14 protein-coding genes are annotated in these 18314 nt (G+C 70.1%); 12 read left to right on the forward strand and 2 right to left on the reverse strand.

Annotated elements, in window-relative coordinates; translation table 11 throughout:
• The first annotated feature begins 275 nt into the window (after window positions 1–275).
• The 9 genes from ngcE (at window position 276) to IE242_RS25850 (ending at window position 12735) form a co-directional block, all read left to right on the forward strand.
• Window positions 276–1745 (forward strand): N-acetylglucosamine/diacetylchitobiose ABC transporter substrate-binding protein, encoded by a 1470-nt coding sequence (gene ngcE / locus IE242_RS25810; protein WP_189863252.1) that lies wholly within the window; start codon window positions 276–278, stop codon window positions 1743–1745.
• A gap of 166 nt (window positions 1746–1911) precedes the next feature.
• Entirely contained in the window at window positions 1912–2838 is a 927-nt protein-coding gene (locus tag IE242_RS25815) for a carbohydrate ABC transporter permease (RefSeq protein ID WP_189863254.1), read from the forward strand.
• A 3-nt stretch (window positions 2839–2841) separates the two neighbouring features.
• Window positions 2842–3765, forward strand: a complete 924-nt coding sequence (locus IE242_RS25820; protein WP_189863256.1) for a carbohydrate ABC transporter permease — start codon at window positions 2842–2844, stop codon at window positions 3763–3765.
• Between the two features lie 233 nt (window positions 3766–3998).
• A complete protein-coding gene (locus IE242_RS25825) occupies window positions 3999–5198 on the forward strand; it encodes an ROK family transcriptional regulator (protein ID WP_189863258.1) in 1200 nt (399 codons plus the stop codon).
• A 133-nt stretch (window positions 5199–5331) separates the two neighbouring features.
• A complete protein-coding gene (locus IE242_RS25830) occupies window positions 5332–6435 on the forward strand; it encodes a substrate-binding domain-containing protein (protein WP_189863486.1) in 1104 nt (367 codons plus the stop codon).
• 266 nt (window positions 6436–6701) lie between these two features.
• Window positions 6702–7493 carry an ATP-binding cassette domain-containing protein gene (locus IE242_RS25835; RefSeq protein ID WP_189863260.1) on the forward strand — a complete coding sequence of 264 codons (792 nt, stop codon included), beginning with the start codon at window positions 6702–6704 and terminating at the stop codon, window positions 7491–7493.
• A 38-nt stretch (window positions 7494–7531) separates the two neighbouring features.
• Window positions 7532–8821, forward strand: coding sequence for a sugar ABC transporter permease (locus IE242_RS25840; protein WP_189863488.1), 1290 nt, complete (start codon window positions 7532–7534; stop codon window positions 8819–8821).
• Window positions 8822–9084: 263 nt separating this feature from the next.
• Window positions 9085–11049 carry a 1-deoxy-D-xylulose-5-phosphate synthase gene (gene dxs / locus IE242_RS25845; RefSeq protein WP_189863262.1) on the forward strand — a complete coding sequence of 655 codons (1965 nt, stop codon included), beginning with the start codon at window positions 9085–9087 and terminating at the stop codon, window positions 11047–11049.
• 165 nt (window positions 11050–11214) lie between these two features.
• The gene (locus IE242_RS25850; RefSeq protein ID WP_189863264.1) at window positions 11215–12735 is read left to right on the forward strand and encodes an amino acid permease; all 1521 of its coding nucleotides are present in this window, start codon (window positions 11215–11217) and stop codon (window positions 12733–12735) included.
• Between the two features lie 15 nt (window positions 12736–12750).
• Here IE242_RS25850 and IE242_RS25855 read toward each other — a convergent pair whose 3' ends face one another.
• Both IE242_RS25855 and IE242_RS25860 read right to left on the reverse strand, forming a co-directional pair.
• Window positions 12751–13116 carry a PIN domain-containing protein gene (locus tag IE242_RS25855; RefSeq protein ID WP_189863265.1) on the reverse strand — a complete coding sequence of 122 codons (366 nt, stop codon included), beginning with the start codon at window positions 13114–13116 and terminating at the stop codon, window positions 12751–12753.
• Window positions 13117–13145: 29 nt separating this feature from the next.
• Window positions 13146–14255 (reverse strand): LCP family protein, encoded by a 1110-nt coding sequence (locus IE242_RS25860; RefSeq protein WP_189863267.1) that lies wholly within the window; start codon window positions 14253–14255, stop codon window positions 13146–13148.
• A gap of 185 nt (window positions 14256–14440) precedes the next feature.
• Between IE242_RS25860 and galE the strand changes: the two genes are divergently transcribed.
• From galE to IE242_RS25875, 3 genes are all read left to right on the forward strand, one after another.
• Window positions 14441–15427 (forward strand): UDP-glucose 4-epimerase GalE, encoded by a 987-nt coding sequence (galE, locus tag IE242_RS25865; protein WP_189863269.1) that lies wholly within the window; start codon window positions 14441–14443, stop codon window positions 15425–15427.
• Between the two features lie 80 nt (window positions 15428–15507).
• The gene (locus tag IE242_RS25870) at window positions 15508–16623 is read left to right on the forward strand and encodes a hypothetical protein (protein ID WP_189863271.1); all 1116 of its coding nucleotides are present in this window, start codon (window positions 15508–15510) and stop codon (window positions 16621–16623) included.
• Between the two features lie 40 nt (window positions 16624–16663).
• Window positions 16664–18256, forward strand: coding sequence for a PLL family lectin (locus tag IE242_RS25875; protein WP_189863273.1), 1593 nt, complete (start codon window positions 16664–16666; stop codon window positions 18254–18256).
• Window positions 18257–18314: the final 58 nt, after the last annotated feature.

The following is an 18314-nucleotide window of genomic DNA, read 5'->3' on the forward strand; positions in this document are numbered from 1 at the left end:
CGGTCAACCTTGCATTCGATGTTGATCCGCTGGCGGGAAGTGGACTATACCTGTCGCGTCCGCCTAGTCGTCCGACGGCTGTGGACAGGCACGGTCCGGGGAAGAAAATCCCGGGCGGCTGCGGACGTGTCACGTACACCGTCCGTCCCTCCGCCCCGGTTGAATCCCTCCAGCACGCTCACGCACGCTCACCGCACGACCCAGCTAGAACCGACCGCGGTGCCGGCAAGGATCCGGTTCACCGCCTGAGTCCTGGAGAAGGCGAGGACTTGAGCATGGGATCCTCTACCGCAGCACACGACGGCGCCGACCGCCACGGCGCCCTGGGTGTCGGCCGCCGTGATCTGATCAAGCGCTCCGCGGCGCTGGGCCTGATCTCCGTCCCCACCATGGGCTTCCTGTCCGCCTGCGCCAGCGGCGGGGGCGGTGACGACGAGGGGAAGGCGAAGGCGGGCAAGAAGACCGCGAAGAACCCCCTCGCCGTCAACGACAGCGCCCAGCTGGAGTTCGTCCTGTTCGACGGCGGCTTCGGCAAGGAGTACGCCGAGGACGCCGTGAAGGTCTACGAGAAGAACTTCCCCGACGCGACGGTGAAGTTCTCCGCCACCCAGAAGATCCAGTCCACCCTGCAGCCGCGCTTCAACCAGGGCACCCCGCCCGACCTGATCGACAACTCCGGCGCCGAGCAGATGGACATGGGCGTCCTGGTCGGCAAGGACCAGCTCGCCGACCTCACCCCGCTGCTGGACGCGCCCTCGTACGACGATCCGAACAAGAAGGTCCGCGACACGCTGCGCCCCGGCATCGTGGAGATGGGCCAGTTCGACGGCGACAAGGTCTGGATCCTGTACTACGCCTACACGGTCTACGGCGTCTGGTACTCGCAGAAGGCCCTGGACTCGCTCGACGAGCAGTACCCCGAGACCTGGGACCAGATGCTCGCGGTCTGTGCGAAGGCGAAGAAGAAGGGCATGGCGGGCTGGACGTACGCGGGCAAGTACCCGTACTACATCCCCTTCTCGCTCTACCCGATGATCGCCAAGGTCGGTGGCCGGGAGGTCCTCGACGCCATCGACAACCTGGAGCCGAACGCCTGGAAGCACCCGGCGGTCAAGGCATGCTTCGAGGCCTACTACGAGCTCCAGCAGAAGGGCTACGTCCTCCAGGGGACCCCGGGCCTGGACCACATCCAGTCGCAGACCGCCTGGGCCGAGGGCAAGGCGCTGTTCCTCCCCAACGGCTCCTGGGTGGAGAACGAGTCGGCGAAGGTCATCCCGGACGACTTCGCCCTCGCCGTCTCCGCGCCCTCCGGCCTGGACGGCTCCGACAAGCTGCCCTTCGGCACCATCTGGGCCTCCGGCGGCGAGCCCTTCATCGTCCCGGCCAAGGCGAAGAACGGCGCGGGCGGCATGGAGCAGCTGCGCATCATGCTGAGCGAGGCGTCCTCGAAGAACTTCACCGGCAAGGTCAAGTCACTGACCGCGTACAACGGCGGCACCGACGGCATCACGCTCACCCCGGGCCTGGAGTCCGGTGTCGCGGCGCTGGACAAGGCCGGGGACAACGTGGTGAACCCGCGCATCCAGGACTGGTACGTCGCGCTCCAGAAGGAGAAGATCGGGGTGGCCGGACTCGGCGAGATGATGGCCGGCCGCATCACCCCCGCCGAGGCCATCAAGAAGATCCAGGGCTTCGCGGACGAGGCCGCCAAGGACGATTCGATCAAGCACTACAAGCACCAGTGAGCATGCACGTGAGCAAGCACGTGAGCACCGCACGCGTGAGCACGTACGCGTGAGCACGCACCACTGAGGCCGTGCCTTCAGGGCCTGCCCGGCGCACCCCCGTACTTCCCCTCCCGCCGGACAGGCCCTGGCGGCGCCGCCCGCGCGCAGATCGGGGTCGGTAGCAATGCAGCACGGCAAGTACCGGTTCATCGTGGGGTTCCTGGCGGTTCCCCTGGGGCTGTACGCGCTCTTCGTCATCTGGCCGTTCATCCAGTCGATCTACTACTCGTTCACCGACTGGACCGGCCTGAGTCCCGAGTTCTCGATGATCGGCTTCAGCAACTACGAGCGGTTGCTCGATGACGACGTCTTCTGGAAGTCGCTGCAGCACAGCGTGCTGTTCGCGGTGCTGGTGCCGCTGGTGACGCTCGGTCTGGCGCTGTTCTTCGCCTTCATGCTCAATGTCGGCGGCAGGCGCCGCCGGGGCGGTCCCGTGATCAGCGGTGTCCGCGGCTCCTCCTTCTACAAGATCGTCTACTTCTTCCCGCAGGTGCTGTCCATCGCGATCGTCGCCCTGCTGTTCGCCTTCGCGTACAACCCGGACAGCGGAGCGATCAACTCCCTGCTGCGCGCCGTCGGCCTCGACGGCGTGCAGCCGCTGTGGCTGGGCGACCCGAACCTGGCGCTGTGGTGCGTGATGGCGGTGATCGTCTGGTCGACGGTCGGCTTCTTCGTGGTCCTCTTCTCCGCCGGTATGGCCTCCATCCCGGCGGATCTGTACGAGGCCGCGCTGCTGGACGGCGCGGGCCGCGCCACCACGTTCTTCAAGGTCACCCTGCCGCTGCTGTGGGACACCGTGCAGTCGGGCTGGGTCTACATGGGCATCCTCGCCCTGGGCGCCGAGTCGTTCGCAGTCGTGCAGATCATGACGACCGGGCCCGGCGGCCCCGACTACTCGACCACCGTGATGGTCCTGTACGTGTACCAGAAGGCCTTCCGCGACGGTCAGGCCGCCTACGCCACCACCATCGGCGTCGCCCTGCTCGTCGTCACGCTGGCCTTCGCGGCCCTCGTGATGAAGCTGGGCCGGCGCGAGCGGCTGGAGTACTGAACGATGACGACGACCGAAACCCCCGCGCCCATGCCGGCCGAGTCCGGTGCGACCATCAGCAAGGTGGACGCCCCCGCCGGCCCGCCGCCGAAGGAGAAGAAGGAGGGCGCCGTCCTCAACGTCTTCTCGCACGGCGTCCTGGTCATCTGGGCGATCATGGTGGTCATGCCGCTGCTGTGGGCGGTGATGACGTCCTTCAAGGACGACCGCTCCATCTTCAGCTCGCCGTGGTCGCTGCCCGACAGGCTGCACTTCGAGAACTGGTCGCGGGCCTGGACCCAGGCCCACATGGGCGACTACTTCTTCAACACTGTCCTCGTGGTGGGCGGCTCGCTCGTCGGCACGCTGGTGCTCGGCTCGATGGCGGCGTACGTGCTGGCCCGGTTCGACTTCCCGGGCAACCGCTTCATCTACTTCCTGTTCATCGGCGGCATGAGCTTCCCGATCATGCTCGCGCTGGTCCCGCTGTTCTTCGTCGTCAACAACATGGGCCTGCTGAACACCATCCACGGCCTGATCCTGGTCTACATCGCCTATTCGCTGCCGTTCACGGTGTTCTTCCTCACGGCCTTCTTCCGGACCCTGCCGACCTCGATCGCGGAGGCGGCGTTCGTGGACGGTGCCTCGCACACCCGGACGTTCTTCCAGATCATGCTGCCGATGGCCAAGCCGGGCCTGATCAGCGTGGGCATCTTCAACTTCCTGGGCCAGTGGAACCAGTACATGCTGCCCACGGTGCTCAACACCGACCCGGACAAGAAGGTCCTCACGCAGGGGCTGGTCCAGCTGGCGGTCAGCCAGGGCTACAAGGGTGACTGGTCCGGCCTGTTCGCGGGCCTGGTGATGGCGATGCTGCCGGTGCTGGCCGCGTACATCGTCTTCCAGCGGCAGGTGGTGGCGGGGCTGACGGCGGGGGCGCTGAAGTAGGGGCCGCCGGGAGGCCGCCTTCCCTACCCGTCGGTCCGCCCCCTTCTCACGCAGCCCCGGCAGGCGCCGGGGCTGCGTACGTATGCCGTCCCACCGTGCGCCGTCCCCCCGTGCGCCCACTTGGATGCGGTTCAACCTCTTGACGGGAGGCAACCCGAACGGCTCAGCTTAGAGTTCACTAGTTGGACATACACGGGGCCTCGTCGATGCGGCCTCGGGCGCGGGAGGTCGTCGTGGAGACTCCGGGGTCGCAGTCGTCGCTGCACCGAGCCAACCTGGAGCGGGTCGTACGAGCCGTACGCCTGGCCGGTTCGCTCACGCAGGCGGAGATCGCGAGGACGACGGGCCTGTCCGCGGCGACGGTCTCCAACATCGTGCGCGAGCTGAAGGACGGCGGAACGGTCGAGGTCACGCCCACCTCGGCGGGCGGCCGCCGGGCCCGCGCCGTCTCGCTGAGCGGGGACGCCGGCATCGTGATCGGCGTCGACTTCGGCCACACGCATTTGCGCGTCGCGGTCGGGAATCTCGCCCACCAGGTGCTGGCCGAGGAGTCCGAGCCGCTGGACGTGGACGCCTCCTCGGCGCAGGGCTTCGACCGGGCCGAACAGCTGGTCAACCGGCTTCTCGCGGCCACCGGCGTGGACCGAGCCAAGATCGCGGGCGTGGGTCTCGGCGTGCCCGGCCCGATCGACGTGGAGTCCGGCACCCTGGGATCGACCTCGATCCTGCCGGGCTGGACCGGCGCCAAGCCCGCCGAGGAGCTGCGGGAGCGGCTCGGCGTGCCGGTGCACGTGGACAACGACGCCAACCTCGGCGCCCTCGGCGAGCTGGTCTGGGGGAGCGGCCGTGGGGTCAAGGACCTCGCGTACATCAAGGTCGCGAGCGGTGTCGGCGCCGGACTGGTGATCGCCGGGAAGATCTACCGGGGGCCCGGCGGCACGGCGGGAGAGATCGGTCACATCACCCTGGACGAGTCGGGTCCGGTCTGCCGCTGCGGAAACCGCGGCTGCCTGGAGACGTTCACGGCCGCGCGGTACGTCCTGCCGCTCCTCCAGCCGAGTCACGGCACCGAGCTGACCATGGAGGGCGTCGTCAGGCTGGGGCGGGAGGGCGACCCCGGCTGCCGTCGGGTGATCGCCGACGTCGGCCGCCACATCGGCAGCGGTGTGGCCAACCTCTGCAACCTGCTGAACCCCAGCCGGGTGGTGCTCGGCGGCGATCTCGCCGAGGCCGGTGAGCTGGTCCTCGGGCCCATCAGGGAGTCCGTGAGCAGGTACGCCATCCCCAGCGCCGCCCGCCATCTGTCGGTGCTCCCGGGGGCGCTCGGGGGCCGTGCCGAGGTGCTCGGAGCCCTTGCGCTGGCGCTCAGCGAGATGGGGGATTCGACCCTTTTGGACGGCACGCTGCCCGCAGCCACCCCTGCCTTCACTTAGAGAACGGATGGCACCGTTGCCATCTCGTTAAGGATTTACTTCTTGACGTCGCACGTACGGCCGAGTTGACTTCCAGCCACCTCGGCCGCAACGACGCGGCCTCGTCAGGGAGGTTTCTCAAGTGAACGCACGTATGCGTCGTGCCGCCGTTGCCGTTGCCACCGCCGCGATGGCCGTCTCGCTCGCCGCCTGTGGCAGCGCCGAAGAGGCGGACGGCGGCAAGAGCGAGAGCGCCGGCGCCTCGGCCAAGGGCGACAACATCAAGGTCGGCCTGCTGCTGCCGGAGAACAAGACCGCGCGGTACGAGAAGTTCGACAAGCCCCTCTTCGAAGCGAAGATCAAGGAGCTGACGAACAACAAGGCCGAAGTCCTGTACAACAACGCCCGGCAGGACGCCAACCTGCAGAGCCAGCAGGTCGACACGATGATCACCAACAAGGTGGACGTGCTCGTCGTGGACGCGGTGGACGCCAAGGCCATCAAGAACTCGGTCCAGAAGGCCAAGGACCAGGGCATTCCGGTCGTCGCCTACGACCGCCTCGCGGAGGGCCCGATCAGCGCCTACACCTCGTTCGACAACGAGGAGGTCGGCCGCACCCAGGGTGAGGCCCTGCTGAAGGCCCTGGGCGGCAAGGCCGAGGACAGCCAGATCGTCATGATGAACGGCTCGATCACCGACCCGAACGCCAAGCAGTTCAAGGACGGCGCCCACTCCGTCCTCGACGGCAAGGTGAAGATCGGCAAGGAGTTCGACACCAAGGAGTGGTCGCCGGACAACGCCAACGCCAACATGGAGGCGGCGATCTCGGCGCTCGGCAAGGGCAAGATCGCCGGTGTCTACTCCGCCAACGACGGCATGGCGGGCGGCATCATCACCGCCCTGAAGGCCGCCGGCATCGACGACATCCCGGTCACCGGCCAGGACGCCGAACTCGCGGGTGTGCAGCGCATCATCACCGGTGAGCAGTACATGAGCGTCTACAAGTCCTACCCGCAGGAGGCGGCGGTGGCCGCCGAGATGGCCGTCGCGCTCGCCAAGGGTGAGGACCTCGGCTCCATCGCCAAGGACAAGGTCTCCAGCGACAGCGCCAAGGACGTCCCGTCGGTGCTCGTCCCGGTCGTCTCGCTGACCCAGGAGAACATCAACGACACCGTCATCAAGGACGGCATCTACACGGCCGCCGAGATCTGCACCGACAAGTACAAGTCGGCCTGCGACAAGCTCGGCATCAAGTAGTAGGCAGCGAGCAGTAAGCGGCATCAAGTCGCCCCGGTAGTACGGGACTTCGCGTTCACCGGTCTCACCCGTTCCCCCGGGGAACGGTGAACCCCCGTACACGATCCGGCCCCCGCGGACCGGCCCCATGACCCGGGCCCCCCGTCCGCCACCACGCTCCTCCGGCGCTCCGCGTTCACCAGCCCCGCAAGCTCGTGCGGGGCGCCGGACGGAACTACCCCCCAATCTTTCTGCACAACCTCCCGCCGGGTCAGGCGGCGAAGGAGATGGTTCACGTGTCCGCTACGCCCGTGCTGGCGTTGCGCGGGGTCTCCAAGCGGTTCGGTGCCGTTCAGGCGCTCACCGATGTCACGCTTGAGGTCCACGCCGGTGAGGTGGTCGCCCTGGTCGGCGACAACGGCGCCGGAAAGTCCACGCTGGTCAAGACGATCGCCGGCGTGCACCCCATCGATGAGGGCGTCATCGAGTGGGAAGGCAAGGCCGTTTCGGTCGGCAAGCCGCAGGACGCCCAGAACCTGGGCATCGCGACGGTCTACCAGGACCTCGCGCTCTGCGACAACATCGACGTCGTCGGCAACCTCTTCCTCGGCCGCGAGCTGAAGAAGTTCGGCGTCCTCGACGAGGTCGAGATGGAGCGGCGCGCCCGCGACCTGCTCACCACGCTGTCGATCCGCATCCCGAGCGTCCGCATCCCGATCGCCTCGCTCTCCGGCGGCCAGCGCCAGACCGTGGCCATCGCCCGCTCCATGCTCGGCGAGCCCAAGCTGGTCATCCTCGACGAGCCCACCGCGGCCCTCGGCGTGGAGCAGACCGCCCAGGTCCTCGACCTGGTCGAGCGGCTGCGCGAGCGCGGCCACGCGGTCATCCTCATCAGCCACAACATGGCCGACGTCAAGGCCGTCGCCGACAAGGTGGCGGTGCTGCGCCTCGGCCGCAACAACGGCGTCTTCGAGGTCAAGACGACCTCGCAGGAGGAGATCATCTCCGCCATCACCGGCGCCACCGACAACGCCGTGACCCGGCGTGCGGCGCGCACGAACGCGGAGGTCAAGAAGTGAGCACCGACAAGACCTCTGCAAACGTGCAGAAGACGAAGGTGGAGAAGACGAGCGCGGCGAAGCAGGACGCGCCCGCCGTCGAGAACCCCGAGGCCGCGGCCGCCGCGGTCACCGCCGTCGACCCCCGCCTCCTCGTCCGCGAGCAGGGCCTCGCGGGCTACATCGGGGAGTTCAAGCGCAAGATGCGCGCCGGTGAACTGGGCTCCCTCCCGGTCATCGTCGGCCTGATCATCATCTGTGTCGTCTTCCAGAGCCTGAACTCGGCGTTCCTCTCCGCGGAGAACCTGAGCAACATCACCATCACGATGGTCGGCACGGGCATGATCTCCGTCGGCATCGTCTTCGTGCTGCTGCTCGGCGAGATCGACCTGTCGGTCGGCTCGGTCAGCGGCGCGTCCAGCGCCATCGCCGCCGTCCTCGCGGTCAACCAGGGCATGCCCGAGTGGCTCGCCGTCCTCATGGCGATCGCGGCCGGTGCCGTCATCGGCGCCCTGCACGGCTTCTTCTTCGCGGTGCTCGGCGCCCCGGCCTTCGCCGTCACCCTGGCCGGTCTGCTCTTCTGGCTGGGCTTCATGCTCCAGATGCTGGGTGAGAACGGCACGATCAACCTGGACAGCGACGGCCTGATCGGCCAGCTGACCACGTACCACTTCTCGGACATCGCCGCCGCCTACGGTCTCGCCGCCGTGGTGACCGCCGTGTTCTTCCTCACGGGCTTCCTCGGCAACCGGCGCCGCGAGGCCGCGGGTGTCCCGTCGCGCCCGATGAGCGACCTGATCCTGCGCACGGCGCTGCTCGCGGTGGTCTCCTTCGCCGCGGCGTTCATGTACAACCAGTACAAGGGCCTGCCGCTGGCCACGGTGATCTTCCTGGTGTTCCTGGTGGCCACCGACTTCCTGCTCCGCCGCACCGCGTACGGCCGCAAGGTCTTCGCGCTCGGCGGCAGCGTCGAGGCCTCCCGGCGAGCGGGCATCAACGTCACCGCGATCCGCATCTCGGTCTTCGCCATCTCCGGCGGCTTCGCGGCCATGGGCGGTCTGTTCCTGGCCTCCAAGATCGCCTCGGCGAACCAGAGCGCCGGCGCCGGTGACCTGCTGATGAACGCGATCGCCGCGGCCGTCATCGGCGGTACCAGCCTCTTCGGCGGCCGGGGCCGCACCTGGAACGCGCTCCTCGGTGTCATGGTGATCGTCTCGATCCAGTACGGTCTCCAGCTGGAGTCCATCGCCGAGCCGGTCAAGTACATGATCACCGCGGGTGTGCTGCTCACCACGGTGGTGATCGACTCCATCACCCGCAAGACCCAGAAGACGGCCGGCCGGGCCTAGCGGCTCGACAGCCCCTTCCGGGAAGTGCCCGGCACCCACCGCGGTGCCGGGCACTTCCGCGCCCGGAGAGGTCCGGGCACTTCCGGACCCCCGGGGACGTTTCGTACGGGACGCGGGTGCAGGATGTCCTACGGCCGTACGCGTGAGGTACGGGGCGTGAGGGACCGGGTACGACGGGAACCCGGCCATCGCCCTCCCCGGCGGAACATTAGACTCGACAGACCCGTCATAGCTCGATCAGCTCTTACTGCAAGGAGGCACGGGTGCCGCTGCTGACCCGCATCACGGGACCGCGCGATCTGGACCGGCTCAGCCTGGAGCAGCTGAACCAGCTGGCAGAGGAGATCCGGACCTTCCTGGTCGACGCGGTGTCCAAGACCGGCGGCCACCTCGGCCCCAACCTCGGTGTGGTCGAGCTCACCATCGCCCTGCACCGCGTCTTCGAGTCCCCCAAGGACAAGGTCCTGTGGGACACGGGCCACCAGTCCTACGTCCACAAGCTGCTCACCGGCCGCCAGGACTTCTCGAAGCTGAAGATGAAGGGCGGCCTGTCGGGCTACCCGTCGCAGGCCGAGTCCGAGCACGACGTCATCGAGAACTCCCACGCCTCCACGGTCCTCGGCTGGGCCGACGGCCTGGCGAAAGCCAGCCAGCTGCTGAAACGCGACGACCACGTGGTCGCCGTCATCGGCGACGGCGCCCTCACCGGCGGCATGGCCTGGGAGGCGCTGAACAACATCGCCGAGGCCAAGGACCGCCCCCTGGTCATCGTGGTCAACGACAACGAGCGCTCCTACGCGCCGACGATCGGCGGCCTCGCCAACCACCTCGCCACCCTGCGCACCACCGACGGCTACGAGCGCTTCCTGGCCCGTACCAAGGACATCCTCGACCGCACCCCGGTCGTCGGGAAGCCGCTGTACGAGACCCTGCACGGCGCCAAGAAGGGCCTGAAGGACTTCATCGCCCCGCAGGGCATGTTCGAGGACCTGGGCCTGAAGTACGTCGGCCCCATCGACGGCCACGACATCGAGGCCCTGGAGTCGGCGCTCGCCCGCGCCAAGCGCTTCGGCGGCCCGGTCATCGTGCACTGCCTCACCGAGAAGGGCCGCGGCTACCAGCCCGCCCTCCAGGACGAGGCGGACCGTTTCCACGCCGTCGGCAAGATCCACCCGGACACGGGCCTGCCGATCAGCACCTCCGGCGCCGACTGGACCTCCGTCTTCGGCGACGAGATGGTGAAGCTCGGCGAGGAGCGCGAGGACGTCGTCGCCATCACGGCCGCCATGCTCCAGCCGGTCGGCCTCGACCGGTTCGCCAAGAGGTTCCCCGAGCGGGTGTTCGACGTCGGCATCGCCGAGCAGCACGGCGCGGTCTCGGCCGCCGGACTCGCCACGGGCGGCCTCCACCCCGTCTTCGCCGTGTACGCCACCTTCCTCAACCGCGCCTTCGACCAGGTGCTGATGGACGTGGCCCTGCACAAGTGCGGCGTGACGTTCGTCCTGGACCGCGCGGGCATCACCGGTACCGACGGCGCCTCCCACAACGGCATGTGGGACATGTCCATCCTCCAGGTCGTCCCCGGCCTCAGGCTCGCCGCCCCGCGCGACGCCGACCAGGTCCGCGCCCAGCTGCGCGAGGCCGTCCAGGTGAAGGACGCCCCGACCGTGGTCCGCTTCTCCAAGGGCGCCGTCGGCCCCGCCGTACCCGCCGTGGGCCGCGTCGGCGGCATGGACGTGCTGCGCGAGCCGGGCACGGACACCCCGGACGTGCTGCTCGTCTCCGTGGGCGCCCTCGCCCCGATGTGCCTGGAGATCGCGAACCTCCTCGACCAGCAGGGCATCACCACCACCGTCGTCGACCCGCGCTGGGTCAAGCCGGTCGACGAGGCGATGGCCCCCCTCGCGGAGAAGCACCGGGTGGTCGTCACCGTCGAGGACAACAGCCGCGTCGGCGGTGTCGGCTCAGCGGTCGCGCAGGCCCTGCGCGACGCGGGCGTCGACGTACCCCTGCGTGACTTCGGCATCCCGCCGCGCTTCCTGGACCACGCCTCGCGCGCCGAGGTCATGGCCGAGATCGGCCTGACCGCGCCGGACATCGCCCGCCAGGTCACCGGACTGGTCTCCCAGCTCGACGGCCTGCCCCACGCCCGGCTGCGCGGGACGACCCCCGCCGCACGCTCCGCCGCCGAGACGGCGGTCGACTCGGTGGAGCCGGCCCGCGACTGACCGGCGGCCCACCCGCCGCCGCGGCCTCTGCTCCGGATGGGCCGGTCCCCCTACTCGTTACGGTAGTGGGACCGGCCTTTCCGCGTGATACCTCCCGTACCGGGGCATACGTGACTACGCCCCCTCCGGATCATGTCGAGGACGACGCAGCGCGGGAGGTACGCCGTGAGCAGCACCCTCTTCCGGACGAAGAAGGTCGAGCAGTCCATCCTGGACACCGAGGAGCCGGAACACGCGCTCAAGAAATCCCTGTCCGCCCTCGACCTGACGGTCTTCGGCGTCGGTGTCGTCATCGGCACCGGCATCTTCGTCCTGACCGGCACCGTCGCCAAGAACAACGCGGGCCCCGCCGTCGCCCTGTCCTTCGTCGTGGCCGGGGTGGTCTGCGCGCTCGCCGCGCTCTGCTACGCCGAGTTCGCCTCGACCCTCCCGGTGGCCGGTTCCGCGTACACCTTCTCGTACGCCTCACTGGGCGAGCTGCCCGCCTGGATCATCGGCTGGGACCTCGTCCTGGAGTTCGCGCTCGGCACGGCGGTGGTGGCCGTCGGCTGGTCCGGCTACATCCAGTCGCTGCTGGCGAACGCGGGCTGGGAGATGCCGGACGCGCTCGCCGGCCGGGACGCCGCCGACGGCTTCGGCTTCGACATCCTCGCCGCCGCCCTGGTCCTCGTCCTCACCGGCATCCTCGTCCTCGGCATGAAGCTGTCGGCCCGGGTCACCCAGGTGGTCGTGGCCATCAAGGTCGCCGTGGTCCTCGTCGTGATCATCGCGGGCGCCTTCTTCGTCAAGAGCGCCAACTACGACCCGTTCATCCCGCCGTCCCAGCCCCAGGAAGCGGGCGGCGAACTCCACGCACCCCTCATCCAGCTGATCTTCGGCTGGGCGCCCGCCAACTTCGGCGTGATGGGCATCTTCACCGCCGCCTCGATCGTCTTCTTCGCCTTCATCGGCTTCGACATCGTCGCCACGGCCGCCGAGGAGACCAGGAACCCGCAGCGGGACATGCCGCGCGGCATCCTCGGCTCGCTGTTCATCTGCACGGCGCTGTACGTGGGCGTGTCGATCGTGGTGACCGGCATGCAGCACTACTCGAAGCTCTCCGTCGACGCCCCGCTCGCCGACGCCTTCAAGGCCACCGGGCACCCGTTCTTCGCGGGCCTGATCAGCTTCGGCGCCGCGGTGGGCCTCACCACGGTCTGCATGATCCTGCTCCTCGGCCAGACCCGCGTCTTCTTCGCCATGAGCCGCGACGGCCTGCTCCCGCGCTTCTTCTCCCGCGTCCACCCGCGCTTCAAGACGCCGTACCGGCCGACCATCCTGCTCGGTGTGCTCATCGCGATCGTGGCGGGCTTCACCAGCCTCAGCGAACTCGCGGAGCTGGTGAACATCGGCACGCTGTTCGCCTTCGTCATCGTCGCGATCAGCGTGATCATCCTCCGCCGGACCCGCCCCGACCTGCACCGCGCCTTCCGCACCCCGTGGGTGCCGGTCCTGCCGGTGGTGTCGGTGTGCGCCTCGCTGTGGCTGATGCTGAACCTGCCGACGGAGACCTGGCTGCGGTTCGCGATCTGGATGGCGCTGGGCGTCGTCGTGTACTTCCTGTACGGGCGGGGGCACAGCCGGCTGGGGCGGCACGAGGAGACGTCGGTGGGGGAGGTCATGAAGCCAAGGCGGGACGCCGAGTAGGACCGGGCGGACCGCTCAGGCGTTCCCGCGCACCGAGCGCGGGCCCCGCACGTCCGCGCCCAGCTCCTGGACCCTGCGCCGCAGTTCGCGGTCGGCGGTGACGACGACGCGGGGGCGGTCACCCGCCTCGGCGACGAGCTCGACGATCCGGTCGTCGCCGCTGCCGGGCGCCGCGTCGACCCGTACACCGGGGACGGACTCCACCCCGCGGGCCGCTCCCTCGACGACGAGCACGAGGTCGGGGGAGTCGCCGATCTCCGGGACGCCGTCCCGGGCGAGCCGGTCCCGCAACCGCTCCGCCGCACCGCGCCGGTCGCGCCACCAGCCGTCGGGGACGGAGCCGACGACGTTGGCGGCGTCGATGATCACTAGTGTCGTCACGGTACGACGGTATGCCGTGCGGACCGGGCTCAGGAGGACGAGCCGCCGGTCGCCGGGGACTTCTTCGCGGACTCCGGGATGTCCGAGTCGGTGCGGATCGCCTTCCACAGCTCCGTCGCCTGGGGTTCGGCGGCCACGACGCGGTTCGGGTCCGTCTTGTCGTACGCGACCGGGAGCATGATCGTCTCCATGGTGGAGGGATCGACACCGTTCAGGCTGCTGGCGAAGTCCGCGAGGGAGGTGAGGGAGGCCAGCTCGGAGTCGGTGGTGAGGGCCTCGGTGAGGGAGTCGGCGATCTTGTACGTCTTCGTCGGGCTGCCCAGCAGGTCCTGCTTCTTGATCTCGGAGAGCAGGGCGAGCATGAACTCCTGCTGGAGCCCGATACGGCCGAGGTCGCTGCCGTCGCCGACGCCGTGCCGGGTACGGACGAACGCGAGGGACTCGGTGCCGTTCAGCTTGTGCGTGCCCGCCTCGAGGTCGAGCCCGCTGGACTTGTCGTGGATGGCCTCCTCGACGGTGACGGTCACGCCGCCTATCGCGTCGACGAGCCCCTTGAAGCCGGCGAAGTCGATCTCCATGAAGTGGTCCATGCGGACCCCGGACATCTGCTCCACCGTCTTCACGACACACGCCGGACCGGCCGCCGAGTAGACGGAGTTGAACATCACACGCTGCGCGGACGGGAGCGTCGACCCGTCCGCCTTGGTGCACTCGGGGCGGGTGACGAGGGTGTCGCGGGGGATGCTGACGGCGACGGCCTCCGTGCGGCCCTCGGGTATGTGCATCACCAGCGCGGTGTCGGAACGGGCGCCCGCGACGTCGCCCGTGCCGAGCGAGGCGTTGTCCCCGGAGCGCGAGTCGGAGCCCAGGACCAGGATGTTCTGCCCGGACGTCGGCTGCTTCTCGGGACGGTCGTCGCCGAGCGCCCGGTCGATGTCGACGCCGTCGATGTTGCCGTCCAGGTCCTTGTAGAGCCAGTAACCGCCGCCGGCCGCGGCGAGGACGACGACCAGCAGGCCGAGCAGGATCCATCGGCCCGTGCGGCGGCGTCCCGTACGCCCTCGCTTGCGTCCGCGGCCGCCACGGCCCCCGGAGGGTGCGTCGGCGCTCCTGTGCTCAGGCGTCGAGACATGGCTCATGCTGCGCGAGTCCTCGCTGGTCGTGCCCGGGGAGAGGGCTGTGCTGAATGGCGCGGGACTCGGGTGGGGGGAAGTGCCGGTCCGTGTACTGCCGGGTTGACCCTGCACTATAGACAGGAATTCCACTGTTCGCGCTCAGAAGGTGATCTATTCGTGAACAGGAACGAAAGAATTAGTATGCGGCCATGACATGGTTGATCACGGGTGGTGCAGGGTTCATCGGGGCGCACGTCGTCCGCACGATGCTGGAGGCGGGCGAGCGGGTCGCGGTGTACGACGACCTGTCCACGGGCGACCCGGCGCGGGTTCCCGCGGAGGTGCCCTTCGTGAAGGGGAGCACGCTCGACGGCGAGCTGCTCCGGCGCACCCTCACCGATCTCGGGATCACGGGAGTCGTCCACCTGGCGGCCAAGAAGCAGGTCGCGGAATCGGTGGAGCGGCCGCTGTACTACTACCGCGAGAACGTCCACGGCCTGCAGACCCTGCTGGAGGCGGCCGCCGACACCGGTGTGCGGCACTTCCTGTTCTCCTCCTCGGCGGCCGTGTACGGCATGCCCGACGTGAAGCTGGTGACCGAGGACACCCCCTGCGCGCCCATCAACCCCTACGGCGAGACCAAGCTGGTGGGCGAGTGGATGGTGCGTGCCGCGGGCCGGGCGCACGGCATGACGACCGCCTCCCTGCGCTACTTCAACGTGGCGGGTGCCGCCGACGAACAGCTCGCGGACACCGGGGTCTTCAACCTGATCCCGATGGTCTTCGAGAAGCTCACCGAGGGCGCCGCCCCGGTGGTCTTCGGTGACGACTACGACACCGAGGACGGCACCTGCGTACGGGACTTCATCCACGTCGAGGACATCGCCTCCGCCCACCTGGCCGCGGCGCGCGCCCTGACCGGCCGGGAGCCGGGCAGTGACCTGACGGTCAACATCGGCCGCGGCGAGGGCGTCTCCGTACGCCGGATGATCGAGCTCATCGGCGAGGTGACCGGATACGGTGCCGACGCGGCGCCCGTGTCCGCGCCCCGCCGGGCCGGCGACCCGGCCCGGGTGGTCGCCTCGGCGGACCGTATCCGTACGGAACTGGACTGGTCGGCGCGGTACGACGTGCGCGCGATGGTGACCTCGGCGTGGGCGGGCTGGTGCGCGCGCCACCCGGAGGCCCGGCGCTGACGAAGGCGCCGCGGATCTACGATGCGGTGTCCGGGCCCGGGAGAGCCGGGCCGGTGCTCCGGAAAGGACGATGACAGACCATGCGCGCCACCACCGTGCGTGCGGACGGGCGACGGCCGCAGCCGGCCGGCGAGCCGGCCCGGGACTCCGCCGACCGGCCCGCCGCCGTGCGGTCCGGGCCATGGCTGCTGCGCGGACACGACGGCCGGCTCATCCTGTACGCACTCGCCGGCCGGGCGGTGCTGCGCTGGACCGAGCGCCGCAGCGGCGGACCGGAGTGGGACGGGCCGGACGTCCTGCCCGCCGAGGACCTGTCGCACCTCACGGTCGTCCAGGGCCGCAACCGGTACGCGCATCTGCTGGGCCGCCGGGTGCGGCCCGCGCAGGACGGTTCGCTCACCGTGGACCTGATGTACGCGATCCAGTACCAGGCGGGCCGGCCGCTCAGCGAGTGGCGGTCCATCGGCAATCCGCACGCCAAGCGGGAACGCACCGCGCTGATGGGCGCCCCGGCCGCCACCGTGGCCGACGACGGCACCCTGTACGTCTTCGCGCCCACGGCCGAGGGCCGCATCTCCCTGCGGCGCGAGGACGAGCGCGGCCGCTGGGCGCCCTGGCGCGATCTGCAGGTGACCGCCGCCCTGGACACCCCCGCGGCGGCCGCGACGTCCACCGGACACGTGGAACTCCTCGCCCCCGCCCGCGGCGGCGCCCTCACCTGGTTCCAGCCGGAACCGGGCAAGGCCCTGGAGCGGGGGCCCGACCTCGGGGTCGTCCCGCTGCCGGGTTCCGCCACGGCGGTGGAGACGTCCGGGGGCCGTCTCACGTACTACCTGACCGATGTGCGCGGCGACATGGTGGCCGTGCGCGCGGGGGAGTGGCCCGTACCGCTCGGGGCGAAGCCCGGCGACGGGCGGCACGCGGCGCTGACCACGACCCTCGACGGGTACGCCTGCACCGTGCTCGCGCACCGCGGCGCCGAGGGCCGGGTCATGCTCGGGGTCTGCGGCGCGGAGGACGAACGCAGCGGCGTGTGGTGGACGGACACCGGCACGGACTGCCTCGGTGATCCCGTTCTGGCCCTGGACGGACACGGCCGCGTGGTCGTGCTGGCCGTCGCCGCGGACGGATCGCTGACCCTGGCACGCCAGGAGGAGGGCCCGGGACTGACGCTCAGTGCCTGGAGCCGGATATGACCCGGGTGGTCGCGGCCCCCGTGGAGAGGGGCGTGAGGTGATGACCCGCAGGACCGATCGCAGGGCGGGCGGAGCCGTCGCGGATCCGCAACGGCACGCCTCCCATGTGGTGGCCGTCGTCGTGCCGGAACCCGCGGACGCGGTGCCGCTCGTCGCCCTGGAGCCGCCCGGCGCCGAGCTGGCCGTCGTCTGTCTGGGCCCCGGCACCAAGGAGGGCCGGGCCGCCCTCGACCGCGCGCTCGCGCAGGCCGCCGAGCGCGGCTGCCGGGTCGCGGACGGGCCCCGCGTGCTGCGGACGGAGGGAGGGGACACGGTCGCCGCCCTGCTCGACGCGCTGCGGGAGATCGGCCCCGAGCGGCTGCGCACCCTGGACCCCGACCCCGTGCACGTCTCGTTCGACAAGGTGAGCGGAACACCCGTCCACGACGGGCCGGCCGGGCACGCCCGGGCCGCCGCGGACGCGCTCGCCGCGGCGCGGGCGCTGCAACTCGAGACCGGCGAGCCCGTGTACGTCGAGTGCCACCGGGCGAAGGCGGACGTACGGCTCGGAGCCGCGTCCTGTCTGCGGTACCCCCTCCCCGTGAACTGGCTGTCGGCGGGCTTCGACGGCAGGCTCACCGCCTTCCTGCCCACGGCCGCGGGCGTGGTCCGCCGGTTCCAGGACGCGCCGGACGGCCGGTCCTGGAGCGGTCCCGAGCTGATCGAGGGGCCCGGCCTGCTGCCCGGCCTCACGGTGGTGCGCGATCCGCACGGGTTCCCGCACCTGTTCGGACTGCGCCGGACCCCGCGCCCCGACGGGGGTGTCGACGTCGCGGTCGTCCATGCCGCGCAGTACCGCACCGGGCAGCCGCCGACACCTTGGCAGCCGCTCGGCGGGCCGAACGCCGGCGACTGGCGCAAGGGACGCGAGGTCGGGTTCCCGACGGCGGCGTTCGACGCGGCCGGGAACCTCTTCGTCTTCGCCCGGAACTTCGGGCACAGCATCAGCTGCCGCCGCCAGTCGGCGGACGGGTCCTGGAGCCCCTGGCAGCATCTGGGCGGTACCCGGGTCGCCGACGAACTCGTGGCCGTGACCACCCCGTACGGCGGCGTCGAGGTGCTCGCCCGGGCCCGGGACACGGCCGGCGTGGTCCGCTGGTACGCGGACCGGGACGGTGCCTGGACGGAGGACCGCACACAGCCCCTCGCCGTCCGGCCCGGCACCATGGCGCCCGCGCCGGAGCCGGGCGGCATCCTCTTCCGCGACCTGGAGAGCAACAGGCCGTACGCCTGGCAGCCGGGCGCGCAGGCCCCCAGTCCGCTCGGTGACGCCGAGGGCTCCGGTCCGCCGGCCGCGGTCCGGGGTGTGGAGACGGACGGCTGGACGTACTCGCTGCTGGTCGGTGCGGGCCCCCGGGGAACGTGCGCGCTCGGCGTCTATCCCGAGGGGCGGCCGGGCCCGGACGCATGGTGGCGGGATCTCGGCGCGCCGTCGTACGGCGTCCCCGCCGCCGAGGTGAGCCGTACCGGGAGACTGACCGTCGCGACCAGGGCGCCCGGGGGGCGGCTGCTGGTCGCGCACCGGGACGAACGGGCGGCGTCCCTCGCCTTCGACGACTGGCGGACGGCCGGGGACCGGCGTCTCACGATGTGAACGCGTATGGGGACTATGACGCCCGGGAGCAGGAATGGTTGTACTGGGCGGCTTGTGA

The organism is Streptomyces poonensis (genome assembly GCF_014650915.1).
In the GTDB taxonomy this organism is placed as follows: Bacteria; Actinomycetota; Actinomycetes; order Streptomycetales; family Streptomycetaceae; genus Streptomyces; species Streptomyces poonensis.